The sequence below is a fragment of the Cryobacterium inferilacus genome (assembly GCF_019599185.1).
GTDB lineage: Bacteria > Actinomycetota > Actinomycetes > Actinomycetales > Microbacteriaceae > Cryobacterium > Cryobacterium inferilacus.
In genome coordinates this window covers 41096-59932 of sequence record NZ_JAIEUL010000004.1, presented here as the reverse complement: position 1 = coordinate 59932, position 18837 = coordinate 41096, and the positions used below count along the sequence as shown (strand labels likewise).

At 67.5% G+C, this 18837-nt stretch carries 17 protein-coding genes; 10 read left to right on the top strand and 7 right to left on the bottom strand.

From position 1 onward, the window contains the following. Positions 1-33 precede the first annotated feature (33 nt). Together K2F54_RS05185 and K2F54_RS05180 are read right to left on the bottom strand one after the other, a co-directional pair. Entirely contained in the window at positions 34-777 is a 744-nt protein-coding gene (locus K2F54_RS05185) for a hypothetical protein (protein WP_220604796.1), read from the bottom strand. Between the two features lie 115 nt (positions 778-892). After that, complete coding sequence (locus tag K2F54_RS05180; RefSeq protein ID WP_220604795.1) at positions 893-2092, bottom strand: IS110 family RNA-guided transposase; 1200 nt, start codon at positions 2090-2092, stop codon at positions 893-895. A gap of 659 nt (positions 2093-2751) precedes the next feature. On the opposite strand from K2F54_RS05180, the gene K2F54_RS05175 reads away from it, so the two are divergent. After that, positions 2752-3207, top strand: a complete 456-nt coding sequence (locus K2F54_RS05175; RefSeq protein WP_220604794.1) for a hypothetical protein — start codon at positions 2752-2754, stop codon at positions 3205-3207. Between the two features lie 516 nt (positions 3208-3723). Here the strand turns inward: K2F54_RS05175 and K2F54_RS05170 are convergent. Further along, complete coding sequence (locus tag K2F54_RS05170) at positions 3724-5004, bottom strand: Fic family protein (RefSeq protein WP_220604793.1); 1281 nt, start codon at positions 5002-5004, stop codon at positions 3724-3726. Positions 5005-5146: 142 nt separating this feature from the next. Here K2F54_RS05170 and hrpB point away from each other — a divergent pair, with 142 nt between their 5' ends. From hrpB to K2F54_RS05155, 3 genes are all read left to right on the top strand, one after another. After that, positions 5147-7705 (top strand): ATP-dependent helicase HrpB, encoded by a 2559-nt coding sequence (hrpB, locus tag K2F54_RS05165; protein ID WP_220604792.1) that lies wholly within the window; start codon positions 5147-5149, stop codon positions 7703-7705. A gap of 128 nt (positions 7706-7833) precedes the next feature. Continuing rightward, positions 7834-8295, top strand: a complete 462-nt coding sequence (locus tag K2F54_RS05160) for an SRPBCC domain-containing protein (protein WP_220604791.1) — start codon at positions 7834-7836, stop codon at positions 8293-8295. A gap of 60 nt (positions 8296-8355) precedes the next feature. Further along, complete coding sequence (locus K2F54_RS05155) at positions 8356-9159, top strand: methyltransferase domain-containing protein (protein WP_220604790.1); 804 nt, start codon at positions 8356-8358, stop codon at positions 9157-9159. A 2-nt stretch (positions 9160-9161) separates the two neighbouring features. Here the strand turns inward: K2F54_RS05155 and K2F54_RS05150 are convergent, their stop codons facing one another. The 3 genes from K2F54_RS05150 to K2F54_RS05140 all read right to left on the bottom strand — a co-directional run bounded on the left by K2F54_RS05150 (position 9162) and on the right by K2F54_RS05140 (position 11723). Then, positions 9162-9617, bottom strand: coding sequence for a cytochrome c oxidase subunit 4 (locus K2F54_RS05150; protein WP_220604789.1), 456 nt, complete (start codon positions 9615-9617; stop codon positions 9162-9164). 101 nt (positions 9618-9718) lie between these two features. Beyond that, a complete protein-coding gene (locus K2F54_RS05145; RefSeq protein ID WP_220604788.1) occupies positions 9719-10498 on the bottom strand; it encodes an SDR family oxidoreductase in 780 nt (259 codons plus the stop codon). 25 nt (positions 10499-10523) lie between these two features. Beyond that, positions 10524-11723 carry an NAD(P)/FAD-dependent oxidoreductase gene (locus tag K2F54_RS05140; protein WP_220604955.1) on the bottom strand — a complete coding sequence of 400 codons (1200 nt, stop codon included), beginning with the start codon at positions 11721-11723 and terminating at the stop codon, positions 10524-10526. Between the two features lie 233 nt (positions 11724-11956). Between K2F54_RS05140 and K2F54_RS05135 the strand changes: the two genes are divergently transcribed. The 6 genes from K2F54_RS05135 (at position 11957) to K2F54_RS05110 (ending at position 18317) form a co-directional block, all read left to right on the top strand. Further along, positions 11957-13369 (top strand): ferredoxin reductase family protein, encoded by a 1413-nt coding sequence (locus K2F54_RS05135; RefSeq protein WP_255576725.1) that lies wholly within the window; start codon positions 11957-11959, stop codon positions 13367-13369. Continuing rightward, complete coding sequence (locus K2F54_RS05130; RefSeq protein ID WP_220604787.1) at positions 13366-13845, top strand: FMN-binding protein; 480 nt, start codon at positions 13366-13368, stop codon at positions 13843-13845. Before K2F54_RS05135 ends, K2F54_RS05130 begins: the two co-directional genes overlap by 4 nt. A gap of 1 nt (position 13846) precedes the next feature. Continuing rightward, positions 13847-14611 (top strand): FAD:protein FMN transferase, encoded by a 765-nt coding sequence (locus tag K2F54_RS05125; protein WP_255576724.1) that lies wholly within the window; start codon positions 13847-13849, stop codon positions 14609-14611. A 44-nt stretch (positions 14612-14655) separates the two neighbouring features. Next, complete coding sequence (locus K2F54_RS05120; RefSeq protein WP_220604786.1) at positions 14656-15324, top strand: response regulator transcription factor; 669 nt, start codon at positions 14656-14658, stop codon at positions 15322-15324. Then, the gene (locus tag K2F54_RS05115) at positions 15321-16556 is read left to right on the top strand and encodes a sensor histidine kinase (protein WP_220604785.1); all 1236 of its coding nucleotides are present in this window, start codon (positions 15321-15323) and stop codon (positions 16554-16556) included. Before K2F54_RS05120 ends, K2F54_RS05115 begins: the two co-directional genes overlap by 4 nt. A 570-nt stretch (positions 16557-17126) precedes the next feature. After that, a complete protein-coding gene (locus tag K2F54_RS05110; protein WP_308287539.1) occupies positions 17127-18317 on the top strand; it encodes an HNH endonuclease signature motif containing protein in 1191 nt (396 codons plus the stop codon). 205 nt (positions 18318-18522) lie between these two features. Here the strand turns inward: K2F54_RS05110 and K2F54_RS05105 are convergent, their stop codons facing one another. Beyond that, positions 18523-18732 carry an RNA polymerase sigma factor gene (locus K2F54_RS05105; RefSeq protein ID WP_220604783.1) on the bottom strand — a complete coding sequence of 70 codons (210 nt, stop codon included), beginning with the start codon at positions 18730-18732 and terminating at the stop codon, positions 18523-18525. Between the last annotated feature and the right edge of the window lie 105 nt (positions 18733-18837).

Below are 18837 nucleotides of genomic sequence, written 5' to 3'. Positions count from 1 at the left end.
AGACGGAGCTTTTCATTCGGTTCTGCCCTTGTTTCACTGGGGGTCGTCCCATGACTTGGGAGGTGGGCCAAGAATCTTCCCCGCCGCTTTGATTACGAACCACCCGAACAGGTGGTTTCCAGCGGCGCCGATGCCAACTCCGATGAAGAGAGGGATCTGTTTGCCGAGGACAAGCACACCCTGCTTCGTGCCGTACTTGGTCACGAATCGTGGGCCGAGAATGCTGTTGGCCTTGTTGATCGCTGACATTGGAATGGACTGCACCATCTTCTTCCCCCAATACGGTGCTGTGCGTCCGATCAACGGCTCTAGGGCTGTCGTCGCGGCTGTGTTGCCAACGAGGACAGATGTGACCAGAAATCTGCGTCGCTCGACGTCTTCGATATCCAACCCATGGATCTCGGCAACTGACAGCGTGTACAGGACCGAGGCTTCCAAGAATGTAATCAGGTCGACGAGGGCGACGGGAACCTGAACCCATCCATTCGGGACGATCGCCGCCGCACCTGCGCCTGCACCGGTCGTCGTGACGGCGCTGAGATAGATCGTGTTCAGGTAGGAGATGAGCTCCGCGGGAGACTTGCCAGGATTAACTCGTCGGAGACGCGCGACGTTCTCGACCGCCAGCGGGTACTGAGCCTCGAGCGCCTTATTGAGACCAGTTTTGACAGCGGCTTGGATGTCGATCTTCCGGAGAGCCGCGCGGATCTGGTCACGGGCATCTTGTTCCCATTTTGGAACGGACGATTTCTCTGGCTCTGCGACGACTTCCGACACTTTGCTAACCCCCCGATTGCATACTCCTTATTCGTCAGGTTAGGGGGTGCCGGCCACCGGTGGGGGTCCCGCGCGCCAATGCCCCGTCAAAGGGGGGGGTGCCCCTATGTTTTTGTCAAGCGGCGAGTGGGTGGTCGGTTTGGTAGAGGGTGCCGTCGCGGAGCATGGCGTAGAGGACGTCGCAGCGTCGTCGGGCGAGGGCGATGAGGGCTTGGTTGTGGCGTTTGCCTTGGGCGATCTTGCGGTCGTAGTAGGCGCGTGAGAGTGGGTCGTGGAGGGCGGCGAAGGCGGAGAGGAACAGGGCTCGTTTGAGGATCTTGTTCCCGCGTCTGGAGGGGTGTTCACCGCGGATGGAGCTGCCGGACCGTCGCGTCACGGGGGCGAGGCCGGCGTAGGCGGCGAGGTGGCCGGCGGATGCGAAGTCCTTGCCGGAGACTTCGGTGAGGAGTCTGGCTGCGGTCCTGATCCCGACTCCGGGCATGCTGATCAGGACGGGGTGAAGAGGGTTTGCCTCCACGAGTCGTTCGACTTCGACCGCTATCTCGTCGCGCTGACGGCGCAGGGCTGCGAGTTGTTCGGCGAGTTTGGGCAGCACGAGGCTGGTCGCGTTGGTGCCGGTGACGACGACTGTTTGCTGGGTCAAGGCCTGGGTGATCTCGGCCGCGAGTCGGCGGCCCATCCGGGGTGCGAGCTTGACCAGGCGGTTGCCGAGTCGGGTCGTGCCGGCGGCCTGCATCGCGGCGGGTGACGGGTAGCGCCGGATCAGGTCCAGCACGGCCGGGTGGTCCAGGTGGGGGCCGAGGACCCGCTCCAACGCTGGGTGGATCTGGGTGAGCAGGCCACGGATCCGGTTGCTTGTGGCGGTGATCTGGCCGACGACGTCATCGTCGAAGCCGCAGAGCATCGAGAGCTCGGCGACCTGCTCGTCCGCGAGTTGCAGCGACCGGAGCGCGTGCGGGAGGGTCCTCGCGGCTTGGGCGATGATCGCGGCGTCGCGGGCATCGGTCTTGGCTTCACCGGCGTGTAGGTCGGCGATGCGCCTCATCGCCAGGCCCGGCAGGTAGCCGACCAGCACGTTCTCCGCCTGGGCGACGGCGATCGGCAGTGCCCCGATGGTCGCGGGCTGATCCACGACGAACAAGACTTCGCCGTGTCGTTTTAGCCGCCCGATCAGGTCCCGCAACTTCCCTTCATCGTTGGGCAACGCCTTGTCGAAGAGTTGCTTGCCGGCCCGGTCGAGGGCGACCGCATGGTGCTCTCCCTTGCCAACATCCACGCCGATGAAGACGTCGACGCTGCCGTAGTTCTCGATCATGATGCTCCGTTCAGGTGTCGATTCGTCGGCCTGAACCGCGGCATCAAGTCTCGGCATCCACGTTACGAACGACCTGGGACACGTCCCGGTCCAGCCCCTATCAGCGATCACCTGACACCAGTCAGGCCCGGTGACAACACCCCCCGGATCATGGACGACTGGGGGCAGGAACCATGCCGGGCCTGACAGGCCAACACCCTCACAGGACTACACGATCAAGGGCTACGAAGAAAGTAACGGGGGCTAGGCACGTGGGCCAGCTGCTTCGTGTCCACGGAGGAGTTGGGCGTCGCGGATGCCGCCTTCGGGGCCAAAGTCCACCAATACTGCCTCACTGGTGCCCCTTCAGACACCGTTGAGCCGTTCATGACCCGCCGTCACGACCCAAACACGCTCCCCGGAATTCGTGAGGTGCCATGCCGGTTTAGGGTCGACCCGGAACGGTTCGGGAGCCGACTAATGCCAAGGTGCCCGGGCGGAACAACGGATTCTAGGTTCAAGGAGCAACCTGCCACAGACGTTGTGGTGCGGGATCCAACAACCCAGAAGATTCGAGTAGTTCGGAGTTGCGGACGCACATTGTCGTCTGTGGCGGGCTCGATTAGAGGTTCGGAACTGAAGCAGCCCGCCAACAGCCCCGCTGCTGCCATACTTCGGAAATGAGCGAAGACACTGCCCCGGTCGACCCCTCCGTTGAGGCTGCGGGGCCACATCTTCCCGCGGCGATTCCGGCGAAGGAAAAGGGGCCGGCCTGGTACGACAAGGTCAACGCCTGGGTGGATCGGCAGCCTGTGGTCTTCGAAGGCGTGACCATGAAGGCAGGCATCCTTAGTTACAAGCGTGAACGGCAGCCCGTCACTGGGGTGCAGGTAACTGTGGAGACTGCCGGGGAATTGCAACGGCGGTCTACTCTCACCCGCACAGCTGCCGGAGCGATCGTGTTTGGCCCTGCCGGTGCCGTCGTCGGGGCCTTGTTTAGAAAGCAGGTTGATCGCCGCGAACTCTACCTACTTGTGGACGGTGACCTATTCGCCTGGGCTGTCAATATCAACCCCTCGAAGGGTGCCGCCGCGCGGGCCTTCGCCGCAAAGGTGAATACGGCCGCTCGAGGCTAGACGGCAATCATTCTCACTTTCGTGAACTCGGCTTGACTGGCCAAACAGCTGAAACTCTTCCGAATGCCGCCGAACTCCAAACCTCGACGGACACCAGAATTCCTGTCATTGACCCACGCCATCGAGGTCTGCAGCGTTGCGCTGCCACATGCGAGCTGCCGGGACCCAGCGGATTCGTCCTGCCGAACTCGGGCAAGGCATCGGATGGACGGGCGGGTCGCTTCCGGTATCATCTCGTGGCAACGCGGCGAGAGTCCGGCCGATGGAGGACCCACGTATCTCGCGGTCTTCGGTTCTTCAGAGGATTTTTTGCACGCCCATGGAGGATGTGCGCGAAAGTGCCGAAAATGTGCCCAGTGCTTCAGCGGCCCGTGAGTTATAGGAACAACCCGCCACGAAAAACCCCTGGTAAAACAGGGGTTTTTTGCTTCTATCGAACCGACCTTGTAGACCGCTGCCGTCCGGAAGACCACGGTCGGCCGTGCCACCCGCACCGACCGGCGCTGAAACTCAGCCTCATTCGGCCTGCCGGAGCCGGCCGGTTCTAGTGGGCGGAGCCGCCGGCCCGCGCGGCGGCTTACCGTGGCCGGTGTCGCCCGCTCCCATGCGGTTGCTACGCTCGGTCAGCGCGACGAGTCCGAGGTGCTTATCGGCCGTCCAACAGGTCAAGCGACCCTTCTGATCCTTGTTGCGATTCAGGATCCCCGCCTCGCCCAACTGGAGCAGCGCGCGATTGGCGGCCGCCACGGAGACACCGTGTCGTGCAGCCGCAGTGTCGATTGTCAGCACCGGCTCAGTGGCCAGATTCTCGAGGATTCGCAACACCACGGCGTCGCTACGCGGGATAGCGGGCTTGATGCCCTGCTGACTGCGGTACCGGATCAGGTCCTCGTGCGTGGTTCGGTCCAGCGCCGAGATCTCATCGGCGAGCTGCACTGCGTTTCCCGCGGCCAGCACGGCGGCTTCAGCGAAGCCGATGATCCAGTCATCCAGGCGGGAAGGCTCGGCCCTGTATGCAGTGAGCCCCTCGATGTACGCGTCCTTGTTTCCCGCAAACACAGTGCTGATCGGGATCAGCACGTTTCGCAGCGCATCAGACCTGCGCAGCACTGTATGAATGAGCGCCCGGCCAGTCCGGCCGTTGCCGTCCTCGAACGGGTGAATCGTCTCGAACTGAGCGTGAGCGATCGCCGCCCGCACGACGGGGTTTCCCGCTGTTGCTGTGACGAAGTCGGCCAGGTCGGCCACCAGGCGCGGCACCTCTGTCTCTGGCGGCGGCACGAAGTCTGCGCGCAAGGGACTCCAGCCCGGTCCGCCGACCCAGTTCTGCGCTGTCCTGATCCCGTAGTCGAGCCCTGGCTCGATGATGTGCTGTAAACGCTCGATGTCAGCTGTGCTCACCGGGCGGCTCCGGTCAGCCAGCTCGGCGATCGCTTCTTCGGTGGCCCGCACGTTGGCCACGACGTCGATCGCTGCACGCGTGCCTCGCTGCAACAGCTCGGCGATGGCCAGCTTCTTCGGGCTGATCGAATTGCCCTCGATCCAGGACGACGAGATGCTCTCAGACCGGATGAGCAGGTGGTTGAGGTAGCCACCGCGCTGCCCGATGCGCTCATCTGCGCGCGCCAACACAGCCAGCGCATCCTCGGATGCTTGCTGGGCTGCCTGGCTGATCTGGGGCAACTGGTCTCCCAGCTCGTCGGGCACGTAGGCACGGTAGCGGCCCGGCGCTCGATCCTTCCTGGTCAGCTGGCCAGCATCCTCTGGATTCCAGAGCAGGTCGACGTAGTGGGCCATGGTCGGTTCCTAACGTCGATGAACGGGCGGCTATATATACTTTATCGTGTATAAAGTATATATACCACCGGGCCGCTGTCGCTTTTCGATGTCCGCCTGTGACGACTGAGCGCGCACCGTCCGAACGCGAGAGACTGGGGAAGTGATCCCTGTGCCGTTCGACCTGTCGAGAGTGGGTCGCGGGCTCGCGTTCGCCTCGGCGATCGATGAGCTGAGTGCTGCGCTGGAGGGGAGCCCGACCGTCGTCGTCAGCGCGCCGCCGGGCACGGGAAAGACCACGCTGGTGCCGCCGGTCCTGGCGGATCGCGTTGCGGGTCGTGTGATCGTCACTCAGCCCCGCCGGGTCGCTGCCCGCGCTGCCGCCAGGCGTCTCGCACAGTTGGACGGATCCCCTCTCGGCTCCCGCGTGGGCTTCACCGTCCGCGGCGAACGCCAGGTGAGTCAATCCACCCTGATCGAGTTCGTCACCGCCGGCGTGCTTCTGCGCCGCCTGGTCAATGACCCTGGTCTGGACGGAGTCGGCGCGGTCATCATCGACGAGGTGCACGAACGTGCTCTGGAGACGGATCTGCTGATCGGGCTGCTCGGCGAGGTCCGCGAGCTGCGCGACGACCTCGTCCTCATCGCGATGTCCGCGACACTCGACGCCGAGAGGTTCGCAACGGTTCTCGGTACGGATGCGTCGCCGGCCCCGATCGTGACCCAGACCGCACCGGCACATCCGCTCGAGGTGCGTTGGGCGCCCTCTCCCACACCTCGCTTGGATGAACGAGGGGTGACCCGGGCCTTCCTCGATCATGTTGCGAGCACCGCGGTTGCCGCACACCGCACCCTCGTGCGCACGGACCCGACCGCCGATGCCCTCGTCTTCGCGCCGGGTGCGCGTGAGGTCTCCGAGATCGCCGGACGCATCCGTGGTCTCGCCGCGGAATTCGACGTGCGCGAACTGCACGGACAGATCCCCGCCGCAGAGCAGGACGCGGTGATCAGTGGCCGGAGCCCCGCTGGCGCCGCACGGATCATCGTCACGACCTCACTCGCCGAGTCCTCCCTGACTGTGCCCGGTGTACGCCTGGTCGTCGACACCTGCCTGTCTCGCGCGCCACAGCGGGATGCTGCGCGCGGGATTAGCGGTCTCGTCACCGGCCCGACGCCCAAGGCCTCCGCCATCCAGCGCTCGGGGCGTGCCACCCGACATGGGCCGGGCGTCGTGGTGCGATGCGTTGACGAGCGCACCTTCGCCACGGCACCGACGCACGCTGCCCCCGAGATTCAGGCGGCGGATCTCACCGACGCAGCCCTGCTCCTCGCCTGCTGGGGCGCCCCTGGCGGTGTGGGGCTGCGGCTGGTCGATCCGCTTCCCTCCGTCAGTCTGGGCGAGGCGCTCGCCGCGCTGCGCGGGCTCGGCGCGATCGACGCCGATGGCCGCGCCACCGACCACGGGCGACAGCTCGCCCGCATCCCCACAGCTCCTCGCCTCGCCCGCGCACTGCGCGCGGGCAGTGATCTGGCCGGCGGGCGCACTGCGGCCGAAGTCGTTGCGCTGCTCAGCGGTGATCTCCGCGTTGTCGACGGAGATGCCCAAGCCACGCTCACCGCGCTGCGCACCGGACGAAGCCCGGATGCCCGCCGATGGGAGCAGGAAGTGCGGCGTCTGGTGCGCTTCACCGAGGACACCGACACGGCGCGAGGAAGCACTGATCAGACCGGACCGCTCATCGCGCTCGCGTTCCCCGAGTGGATCGCCCGCCGCGTCGACCAATCACCGAACGGCGCAACCTTCCTCCTCGCCTCCGGCACCCGCGCCGGCATCACCGGTCCGCTCGCGAGTGCCGACTGGTTGGCGGTCGCCGACGTGACTCGCGCACAGGGGCGAGCGGCCGCGGGAACCGGAGCAATCATCCGCTCTGCCGCCATCATCTCGGAGGACCAAGCGGAGCAGGTGGCGCCCCAGCTCTGCACCGACAGGGTCGAAGCCCAGTTCGTGAACGGGCGCGTTGTCGCGCGCCGTGAACGTCGGATCGGCGCGATCGTTCGCTCGTCAGTGCCGGTGCGCGTGCAGGCGGACGATGGCGGCCGGGAGGCCGTGCGCCGCGCCGTCACAGAGCAGGGGCTCGGAGTGTTCAAATGGTCAGACGCCGCGGACGCTCTGCGGCGTCGCCTCGCGCTGCTGCATCGCGAGCTCGGATCGCCCTGGCCGGATGTCTCAGACACCGTTCTGCTTGACACGCTCGATGCCTGGCTCGGGCCGGAGCTGTCAGAACTCGCCGCCGGCACTCCGGCTGCGAGCATCGACCTCGCCCATGCGCTCCGTCGCATCCTGCCCTGGCCGGCCGCGGCCGACCTCGATGCTCTGGTTCCGGAACGCCTCCAGGTGCCCAGCGGGTCGCACGTGCGTCTCAGCTACCCGCCCGTCGATGATGACGCCGCCCGTCCCGTTGTTGCCGTGAAACTACAGGAATGCTTCGGGTGGGCAGAGACTCCGCACATCATCGGAGGACGAGTGCCGGTGTTGTTCCATTTGCTTTCCCCCGCCGGGCATCCCCTTGCCGTGACCGACGACCTCGCCTCCTTCTGGGCGGGTCCGTACGCGCAGGTACGTGCGCAGATGCGCGGCCGGTATCCGAAGCATCCCTGGCCAGAGGACCCGTGGTCTGCCGTACCTACCCGGCACACCACGCGCCGCGCCGCCCTGGGCTAGGGCCGAGGCGCGCAAGGGTTCTCTGCGCAATCATGGGTACGCTCGATGAGGCGCGTTGGTTGAACCAGCTACGTGCCGCGCGGCGGTCAGTGTTCCGTCGCTCTCAGCCCGAACCTGAAGGAAACACCGTGTCTGATCACGCAAGAATCAAGGGCCACACCGTGACCCGCACCGTGCACATCGAGGCCCCGCGCGCGAGCGTCTGGGAGGCTCTGACCGACCCCGACGTGATGGTCAAGTGGTTCGGCGACGGTGTGGGTTTTGCGGCGCTCGAACCCGGGTCGACCGGCAGCATCGACTGGGAGGGCTACGGCAGCTTCCCGATCGAGATCACCGAGGTGGTGCCCGGCGACGCGTTCGGCTTCCGTTGGTCGGGAATCCCCGCCGACAAGCTCGACGAGTACTCGACGCACGTGCGCTTCACCATCGCCGATGCCGGCACCGGCACGGATGTCACGGTGATCGAATCGGGCTTCGACAAGCTCCCCGGCGGCACCCTCTACCGTCGCGACCGTCTCGAACAGAACCGTGAAGGCTGGGACGTCGAACTCGACGAGCTCGTGATCCTGCTCGAGGACGGCGCCGAGTAGCCCACGGTTACGCACGTCCCAATGCCAACGATTGCGCTAGAACCTCGCTATTTCGAACGTATGGGCTCCTCCCTCGGTGACAAGGCACGGATGGTGCTGCCGCACCTGCGGGGACCACTGGTGCTCGATGTCGGAGCCGGCGGCGGCGAGCTCACCGCCGCGATCGCCGCGGCCGGCTTCCGGGCATCCGCTCTGGATGCCGCGCCGGACGCCATCACCCGGCTGCGGGCGCTCGGCGTGCTGCACGAGGTTCGGCAGGGCTATGCCGAGCAGGTGCCGCAGCTGTTCGGTGAGCCGTTCGACAGCATCGTGGTGAGCGCGTTGCTGCACGAGGTGTACTCCTACGGAACCTCGGCGGAATCCGCTACGCCGTTGCTCGGGTACGACGCGCTGGAACTCACGCTGACCCGGTTTCGACAGAGCCTGGGCGAGCGGGGCCGGCTGATCATTCGCGACGGCATCATGCCGGACCGACCCCTCGAGCCGGCGACCGTCGACGGGCTGTCGCCCGCAGACATCGAGGCGTTCCACGACTACCTGCGGCGCAGCCCCCACCCGCAACTGCGGGCGCTACACCTGCGGGGGAGGAGCCTGACCGGCACGAGACATGCCGTCGCCGAGTTTCTCTGCACGCTCACCTGGGGCATCGAGACGTTCCCGCGGGAGGCCCTGGAGCGGTATCAGCTCTTCACTCTGGCCGGGTACCGCGACTACGCCGGCAGCCTGGGCTTCGATCTGCTGCACAGCGAGGCCGTCACCCAACGGGGGTATGTGGACGCGTTCACTCACCTCACCATCACCAGTGCCGGTCGGCCGTGGTTCCCGGCCACGAACGGCCTGTGGGTGTTCGAGAAGCGGGCCTGAAATCAGCGGGCGAACAGCCCGCGGTAGTACTCGTAGGTCCAGCCGACCAGGGCGATGGTTGCGACTCCCACGCCGATGATGGAGATCCAGAAGCCCACGGCGAGGCCGAGGAAGATGAGCCCGAGCGAGGCGGCCAGGATGATGGGCCACCAACTGTATGGACTGAAGAAACCCATCTCGGGGTCGCCGTCGTCGATGTTGGCACCGACAGTGTCTTCGGGCAGTTCGCCGCCCTGGGCCCGGTGCACCCGGCTGAGGTAGAAGGCGATGAACGCGCTCAGCACGGCGCTCAGGCCGAGCGCGACGGTGCCGACCCACTCGATGGGTGTGCCGGGGCCGGTGACGGACTGGGATGCCAGCTGCTGGGCGTTGAAGATCAGGCTCCAGACCGTGTACGCAATGGTGACGAGTACGAAGAACCCGGTGAGGATCCAGAAGAGGATGACGTTGACGCGCATGGGCGATTCCCTTCGGCTGCGGCACACCATATGCCGTCTGCAGGAAGGAGACACACCCCTTGACACGCCGGATGGGCATCCGCTACCCGGCCGGGGGAGACTTAGCCGATGTTGAAGCCGCCGTTGCTGGAGAGCAGTTGGCCGTTGATCCACGAGCCCGGCTCGGAGAACAGGAACCGCACAAGGTTGGCGGTGTCTGCCGCGGTGCCGGGCCGGCCGGCCGGGGTCGCCCTGGTGGTCCACTCGCGCACCGCGTCGTCCATCCAGCCGGTGTCGATCGGACCAGGGTTGATGACATTCGCGCGCACGCCCCGGTCGGCCAGTTCCACGGCCGCCGCGATGACGATGCGATCCAACGCACCCTTGCTCGCGCCGTAGGGCAGGTTGTGGGCGGTGTGGTCGCTGGTCAGGGCCACGATCCGACCGCCGACCTCGCCGACCGGCACGGCCTTGGGGAGTTGCTCGGCGAAGGCCTTGACCAACAGCCAGGTCGCTCGCGCGTTCACCGCGAAGTGGCGATCCCAGGCGGCGAGCTCGGTCGTGAGGATCGAGCTGTCCACCGACTCGCAGTGCGACAGCACGAGACCGGTGACCGGCCCCAGCGCGCTCGCCGCGTGCAGCAGCTCGGCCGGTACCGCGGGGTCGCTGAGGTCACCGGGGACGAGTTCGACGCGGACACCGAGCGCGCGACACTCGTCGGCGATGGCTTCGGGATCGTCGGCGGTGCGCTCGTAGCCGAGCCGGTCGTCGTAGGGGCGCCAGTAGTTCAGCGCCAGGTCCCAGCCGTCCTCCGCCAGGCCGACCGCGAGCGCCGCCCCGATCGACCGGCGACGGCCGACGCCGGTCACGACTGCCACCTGCGTTTGAACCTGTGTGCTCATGCCCCCAGACTAGGTGCGACCCGACCTACGCCCGGCCCTTCAAGATCAGGTTCCAGTACACCCACGGCAGGATGTGCCGGTCGAACACCCAGGTCAGCCGGCGCTCGCGGGCCAGGCTTTTCCAGAACGGGATCGTCGGTTTCGGGTGATACTGGTCGTCGAATTCGGCGAAGACAACGGTGGACCGCGAGACGGTGAACGGGCAGACGGAGTAGCCGTCGTACGCCTGCGCCGGCTGTTTGCCCTTCAGTACGGCGCTGAGGTTCTTGGCCAGCACCAGGGTCTGAGTGCGGAGGGCGCCGCCGGACTTCGAGTTGGTAGTGGCGGCGGCATCGCCGAGAGCCCAGACGTTCGGGAACCGAGTGTGCCGCAGCGTCTCGGGGTCCACTTCCACGAAACCAGCCGAGTCACCGGCCGCGGGGAGCGCGGTGGCCTTGAGCCAGTCCGGTGCCGACTGCGGTGGCACGGCGTGCAGAACGTCGTACGGCACGGTTTCGCGGGTGCGGTCGTCGATCCGGCCGATGACGGCCGTGCGGTTCACGGCATCCACCTCGATCAGTTGGCTCTCGCGCATCACGTCGATCCCGTACTCGGCCACCTTGCGCTCAAGTTCCTGGTCGATCAGAGGCATCCCGAACATGGCCGCGTCTGGCAGCACCAGGATCACTCGGATGTCGGCGAGCACGCCCGTGGCCTGCCAATAGCTGCAGGCCAGGTACATCGGCTTCTGCGCGGCGCCGGCGCAACTGGCCGGGCCGGCCGGTTGGGTGAAGACGACCGTGCCCTGACGCAGGTCACGCAGGAGCGGGGAGGCCTTGCTCGCCAACTCGAACTCGTAGTTGGACGCACCCCAGGGCGAGGCCATCGCGTCCACCAGCCCCGGTACGCTCTGCCAGTCCTGCTGGATGCCCGGGCAGACCACGAGGTGGTCGTAGCCGAGCTCGCGACCGGAGCCGAGGAGCACCCGATTGGACTCGGGCAGCACATCGACGACACGATCGTGGATCCACCCCACGCCCGTGGGCATCACCGATGCCTGCGGACGGATCGCCTGCCCGGCCCGTGCGGTGCCGCCGGCGACGTGCGAGAAGAGCGGTTGGTAACGATGATGCTCGCGCGGCTCCACCACCACGATGTCGCTGACGCCCTCGCGACGGAGGCGCCCGGCTACGGACAAGCCGGCGTTGCCACCGCCGATGACCACCACCCGATGTCGGTCGGCAATCACCCCGTGACCGCTCACGTGCACTCTGCTGTCGGATTGGTTTCGCTGCGCTCTGGCATAGGGCGACCCTAGACGAGGCCGGTGACACTCGCCACTGTCGCCGCGCAGTCCGCGGTCGCCTGCGCCCCGCGCGGGCGGGCGGCCGGTGTGGCCGGCTAAGAATCCTGGAAGAAATCGGGACGATCCTGGGAATTGTCAGCAGCACCGCACCGCCCCACAGAATCGAGCCCACGATGTCGCTTCGCACGGCACTCCCCGAGGTCGTCCCTCGCCCGACACAGGACCGTGAACGGCGCATCCGCACCCGTCGTCGGATGCGTGCGGCAGACCTCCTGGTTGCACTGAGCTGGTCATCGGTGGCGATGGCCGTCTCGCTGTACCTCGCCGGCGGCGGGCTCGCGCGGGTCACCGACCTGGCCTCCGGAATCACCGCAGCGGGCATCGTGACCGGCCTGGTCGGCACCGATCTCATTCTGGTGATGCTGGTGCTGGCGGCCCGAATCCCGCTGATCGACCGGGTCGTCGGGCAGGACACCGCCATGGCCTTCCACCGTCGGCTCGGGAAGCCGGCTCTGTACCTCCTTCTCGCGCACGGCCTGCTGCTGACCATCGGCTATTCCCTGGCGGATGGTGTCAACGTGGTCGCGGAGACCGTGGCACTGTTCCAGGGTGAAGACATGGCGCTGGCCTATCTGGCGCTCGGGCTGCTCGTGACGGTGGTCGTCAGCTCGTTGGTCGCGGTGCGGCGGCGTTTCCCCTATGAGGTCTGGCACCTGATTCACCTGCTCAGCTACGTCGCTGTTCTTGTGGCGCTGCCGCACCAGCTGAGTGCGGGTGGGGTGCTCGCCGATGGAAGTGTGCAGCAGGTCTACTGGCTCGGCTTGTATGTGCTGGCCTTCGGATCGATCGCACTGTTCCGGTTTGTGTTGCCGACGGTGCGGAGCGCTCGCCACGGCATCCGGGTGGCTGCTGTGGAACCGATCGCCGCCGGCGTGGTCTCGCTGCACCTGACCGGCCGGCACCTCGACCGGCTGCAGACCCAGGGCGGACAGTATGCGATCTGGCGGTTCTGGACCGGTGCCACCTGGTGGCACGCGCACCCGATCTCCTTCTCCGCGATGCCCACGTCGACATCCGCCCGCATCACCGTGCGGGCCCTGGGGCAGGGCAGCAGCGCCCTCGGCCGGGTGCGCCCCGGCACGCGGGTCTCGATCGAGGGGCCGTACGGCATCTTCACCCACTCGCACCGCACCCAGGCACGGGTTGCCGTGGTCGCTGCCGGGATCGGCATCACCCCGGTGCGATCGCTGCTCGAACACGCCGACCTCCAGCCGGGCGAGGCGACGGTTCTGTTGCGCGCCACCGACCCGTCGCAGAGTTACCTCTGGGAGGAGATCGGGTCCCTGCCGGGCATGCGCGGCAACTCCATCTACACGGTGCTGGGGCCGCGTCCGTCCGGCCTGGCGACCTGGCTGTCGGCCGAGGCGCTCGGCCGCGGCGTCACGCTCACGTCGGCCTTCCCCGATCTGCTCGATTCCGACCTGTATGTCTGCGGTCCGCAGGCCTGGACCGACCTGGTGATCCGCGACGCGCGAGCGGCCGGGCTGCCCGAGGTGCAGATCCACGTGGAACGGTTCGACTGGTGAGGCGCCGCGCGATCGGCCTGAGCATTCTGTCGTCTGCGGCGGTACTGGCCGTCGGCTGGCAGCTGGGGTCCGGCACCCAGCCGCTGTCGTCGTCGGTGTCGCAGGCCACGGATGCCGCGGTGCCCGGCACCGTCACACCGGCGGCACCCACGACCGGTGCGGCGACGCCGCCCGCCACGAGTGCGCCGGCGGCTTCCGCATCCGGCACCTTCACCGGCGCATCCGCCCAGACCCGGTTCGGCGCCGTGCAGGTGCAGATCGTGGTCGCGGACGGCACCGTCACCGACGTTGTCGCCCTGCAACTGACCGACGAAGACCAGAAGTCGGTGTCGATCAGCAATCGCGCCGAACCCGTGCTGCGGCAGCAGGTGCTGGCGGCGCAGTCCGCGAACGTGCAGGGCGTCTCCGGTGCCACCTATACAACCGATGGGTACCTCACCTCGCTGCAATCTGCCCTGGATCAGGCCGGTCTGTGACATGACGGTGCACATCTTCGAGACCATGGGAACCACGGTGAGCCTCCGATTCGGCGGGGCACTGCCGAGCGCGGCCACCCTGGCCGCCGTCGAGGCCTGCTTCGACCGGTTCGACGCGCGCTTCAGCCTCTATCGACCGGATAGCGAGATCAGCCGGGTCGCGGCCGCTAACCTCGCGCTCTACCGAGCGAGCGCCGAGCTGCGGGAGAACTACGCCGAGGCGCTGGATTGGCGCGGCCGCACGAGCGGGGCGTTCACCCCGCACCGCCCAGACGGCGTCATCGACCTCAACGGCCTGATCAAGGCGAAGGCAATGGCGGCGTCTGCGGTTGTGCTCGTCGCCGCCGGATCGACCGACTGGTTGCTCAACGTCGGTGGGGACATCCTGAGCAGCGGCAGCGTGGACGGCTCGCCGTGGAGCGTGGGCATCGTCGACCCGCTGGACGCCGCGGGGATGCTCTGCGCTGTTCCGCTCACCCCCGGGCGGCGCGCGATCGCCACCTCGGGCACCGCCGAACGCGGTGAACACGTCTGGCGGCGGGATGTGGCGGGCCAGGGAGATGAGCCCGCCTACAGCCAGGTGTCGGTGCTCGCCGCCGACATCGTCACCGCCGATGTGCTGGCGACGGCGATCCTCGCGGGCGGCCGGGCACAGCTCACCAGCGCGCTGGCCCAGTTCGATATCGAGGTGCTGACGGTGGATGCCAGTGGCGGCCTCACCGCCACGGCCGGACTGCGCTCCGGCCGCGGGCTCGTCCGCGCATGAGCGGCCCCGGCCCGGCCACATCCGCCGCTCCCTATACTTCGACTATGGTCGACCGTCCGAGGGTGCTGCTCGTGGAGGACGACGCACGCCTGGTGGCGATGCTCGACCAACTGCTGACCACCGAGGGTTACGACACGGTGATCGCCCGAGACGGGCAGCGCGCCTTGCACGAGGGCCTCACCCAGAGGTTCGATGTGATCCTGCTCGACCGGGGCCTGCCCGTGCTGGAGGGCCTCGACGTGCTCACCCGGCTGCGGGGCAAGGGCGTGCTCACCCCGGCGCTGGTGCTTTCTGCGCTCGGTAACCCGGCGGACCGGGTGGAGGGGCTCGACCGCGGCGCGGAGGACTATCTGGCCAAGCCGTTCGACATCGACGAACTGCTCGCGCGGATTCGTGCGCTCCTGCGCCGGAACAGCTCGATCGTTCCCGTCATCGCCGTTCCGGGCGGGTCGCTCGACACCGGCAGCCGAACCGTCACGATGGCGGGTGGCGAGGTGCTCGGTCTGTCTGAACGCGAGGCCCAGCTGCTCGAACGCCTGGCCAGACGCCCACAGCAGGTCTTCGAGAGAGCCGATCTGCTCGCGAACGTGTTCCCGGATGCCGACGACCTCGGGGTGGTAGACACCTACGTGCACTACCTGCGCAAGAAGCTCGGTCGTGGCGCCGTGCTCACCGTGCGGGGCATCGGCTACCGGCTCGGCACGCTCTCATGACCGGAACGCGGGGCCGCGGCGGACCCGGTGAAGACCTGCGCGGCGCCGCGCTCCGGCTGACCGTGCAGTTCACAGCGCTGATGCTCATGGTGCTCGTGATCGTCGGCGGTATCGTGTTCGCCATCGTGAGCAGGAGCGTGGCGGAAGCGGCCGAGAACGCCCTCGTCGCCGCGGTCGGCCTGGACTCGCCACAGGATGCACCGGAGAACACCTACCTGACGATCGTGCGCGACGGGCGCGTGCTGTCCTCGCCGGATCTCCCTGATGGCCTCGTCGACACCGCTGCCATCGCGACGGTCACCGCCGGCGGTGCCGAGGTGCGCGACAGCAGGGAGGTCGATGGGCGGGTGTATCTGATGCTCACCACGGTCTCCGCGGGTGATCGCGATGGCACCCACGTGGTGCAGGTCGCCATCGACCAACATGAGGGCGCAGAGGAACTCGGGCGGCTGGCCCTGGCCCTGGTCGCGGCCGGACTCGTCGCCCTCGTGCTGTCTGCCCTGGCAGCGAATTGGATGGCTCGACGCGCGATCAGACCGCTGGCCGATGCCCTTGCGCTGCAACGCAGATTCGTGGCCGATGCGAGCCACGAGCTTCGTACGCCGCTCACCTTGCTCAGCACGCGAGCGCAGCTGCTGCGTCGGCGAGACCAGGCCGGGCTGCCGGCGGATGTCACCGCATCCGTGGATGAGATCGTGACCGATGCACGCGTGCTGACGGGCATTCTTGATGACCTGCTGATCGCGGCCGACCCGCGCAGCATGTCCGAGCCGGTGCCCGTGGACCTCGTGGCCACCGCCGACCAGGCGGTCACCCTGCTCGCAGGCGACGCCTCGGCGCGGGGGATCGCCCTCGTGCGAGGCGGTTCGGCGGAACCCGTGCTGGTGTCTGGCACGCAACCCGCACTGCTCAGGCTCGTCATCGCCCTGGCGACCAACGCGATCGACCACGCCCGAACGAAGGTGGACGTGACCATCGAGGTGGACCGCGACTGGGCCGTGGTGCGGGTCGCCGATGATGGCGCGGGCTTTGCCCCGGAGATCGTCGAGACAGCATTCGAGCGTTTCGCCAGCAGCCGAGCCGCTCCCGCAACCGGCGCCGCCCGCCATTACGGATTGGGCCTTGCAATCGTGGCGGAAATCGCCCGGCGCCATGGCGGCACCGTGGCGATCGAGTCCCCGAAAGATGCCGGCGCGACCGTACTGGTGCGGCTTCCGCAGATGTCTCGGTAGCCCGGGAATTTCGGTCTAAAAAAGTTCTCCACAACCACGATTTTCACAACACAGGACTACGATACTGAGCTATTCTCACTACATGCCCAGCATCGCAGCTGTATCCGCCCCCGACACCACGCGAAATGCCGTGCTGCCTGCGGATTCGGTGCCTGCGGATTCGGTGCTTGCGGAGTCGGCGCTTGCGGAGTCATTGGCCGCAGCGGTTGAGGCGGTCGAGCAGCTCGGGGCGTCTAGTGCCGACTACGACGCCTTGACGGATGCGGAACTCATCGCGGGCCAGAAGAAGCTGGCGACTCTGCGCGGCCTGATCGAGACCCGGGCGGTGTGGCTGGCGAAGACCCTCACCCACCGGTCCCGCCGTGAGTTCGGCCAGCAGGGTCTGGCGGCGAGACAGGGCTTCCTCTCCCCGGCGGAGTTGATCCAGGACTTCACCGGCTGCACCAAGGCTGACGCGCGCAAGCTGATGGATGTGGGCACGATGCTCGACGACACCGAGACTGCGCAGGCCGCGGCCACGGCAGCCGCCGCAGAGGAGGACGCTCGCCGGTTGTCGATGAGGAGGCCGGCCTGGGCGGCCCCGACCTGGATGGACTCGACGGTGTCGACAGTGCCGACGGTGGCGACAGACTCGACGGCCCGGACGATCCCGGCCCGGCGTGCACCGCGGTCTCGCTGCCCTGGTACAGCCCGATCTCGACCGCCGTCGCCACCGGTTCCCTCTCGGTGGCCGCCGCGCACGCGATCCGCGCCGGGCTCGGCACGATCGACACCGTCGTCACCGCGGAGGTCCTCCGCCACGCGGTGCTCGAGCTCTTGGCCGAGGCGAAGACGATGACCGTCGACGCCCTGCTCAAGCGCTCCCGGCGGATGCGCGACACCCTCGATGCCGCCGGCATCGCCACCCGGGAACAGAAAGCCTGGGACGACCGGTACCTGCGGGTGTGGACCAGTGACTCCGGCCAGGTGCACCTCAACGGCCAGTTCCCGCCCGAGCAGGGCGCGTTCCTGCTCTCCGTCTACGACAGTGCCACCGGCCCGCGCCGCGGCGGGGTGCGGTTCGTCGACCCGGAGCGGGCCGCGTGGGCCAAAGCGATCCAGGACGACCCGCGCAGCACCGACCAACTCACCGCCGACACCTTCATCGACCTGCTCAAGGCCGGCAGCACCGTCAACCCCAACCGGATGCTCGGCGGACGAACCCCCGCCGTCCGCGTCCTCACCACCGCCCCCACAACCACTCCGGCCCCGGAGGCGGCACCGGAGATCGACCCGACCGCGGTGCTCGTGGCCATTCCCGACGGCACCGGACACGGGTATATCGAAGGCCACACCGAACCCGTCTCCCAGGAGACCATCGATCGGATCTGCTGCACCGGCGGCACCCTCCAGATCGACTTCGACGACACCGGCCAACCGCTCAACCTGGGCCGGGAACAACGCCTCTACACCGAAGCCCAACGCATCGCCCTCGCCGCACGGGACGGCGGCTGCATCTGGGGCGACTGCGACCGACCACCCTCCCGCACCGAAGCGCACCACCTCGAAGAATGGGTGCGCGACCACGGCACCACCGACATCGCCCTCGGTGTTCTGCTCTGCCCACCACACCACCGATTACTGCACAATCAGGGCTGGCAGATCTTCGAAAACCAGGGCATCTACTGGCTGCGACCACCGGCATCCGTCGACCCCGGTCAGACCTTGATCCGGATGCGCAGCAAGAGCGCCGCCGCGCGTGAGCGACACGACCCGCACTGAGGCGCGCGTGAGCGTCACTCCACCGTAGTCGTCCGCTGATCGAGCGGGTTGCGGCCTGGTGAACGGACAGCATCGGGCCTGCGGCGGCGACGCTAGGTGGTGTACGCGGGCAGGCCGGACCTGCGGCACGGGTCGCCAGGCAGCGATTCGCTGGACCTACGGGCCGGGTCGCTAGGCGCCGAGGCGCGAGGCCTCGCGCGGGATGTTAGGCGGCGATGCGCAGGGCCTCGCGCAGGTGGGTGAGGCCCTCGCTGAGGCGGGTGTCGGCGACGTCGGGGGTGACCCCGAGGAGGTCGGCGACCTGGTTCTTGCTGAAGCCCGCGTAGTACGCGAGGTGGATGGCCTGGCGGTGCTCCGGCGACAGGGTGTCGATGGCTTCCGCGGCGTTGTCGAGGTTATGGGTGGCAGTGAACATGTGAAGCGTACTTTTCGTTGTGACGTGTGAAGGCGGCGCGCAGCATTGCGTGCGCCGAGTTTCGAACAGCGTGAATGATCGACCGGAGTTCCGATCGAGTGGTGC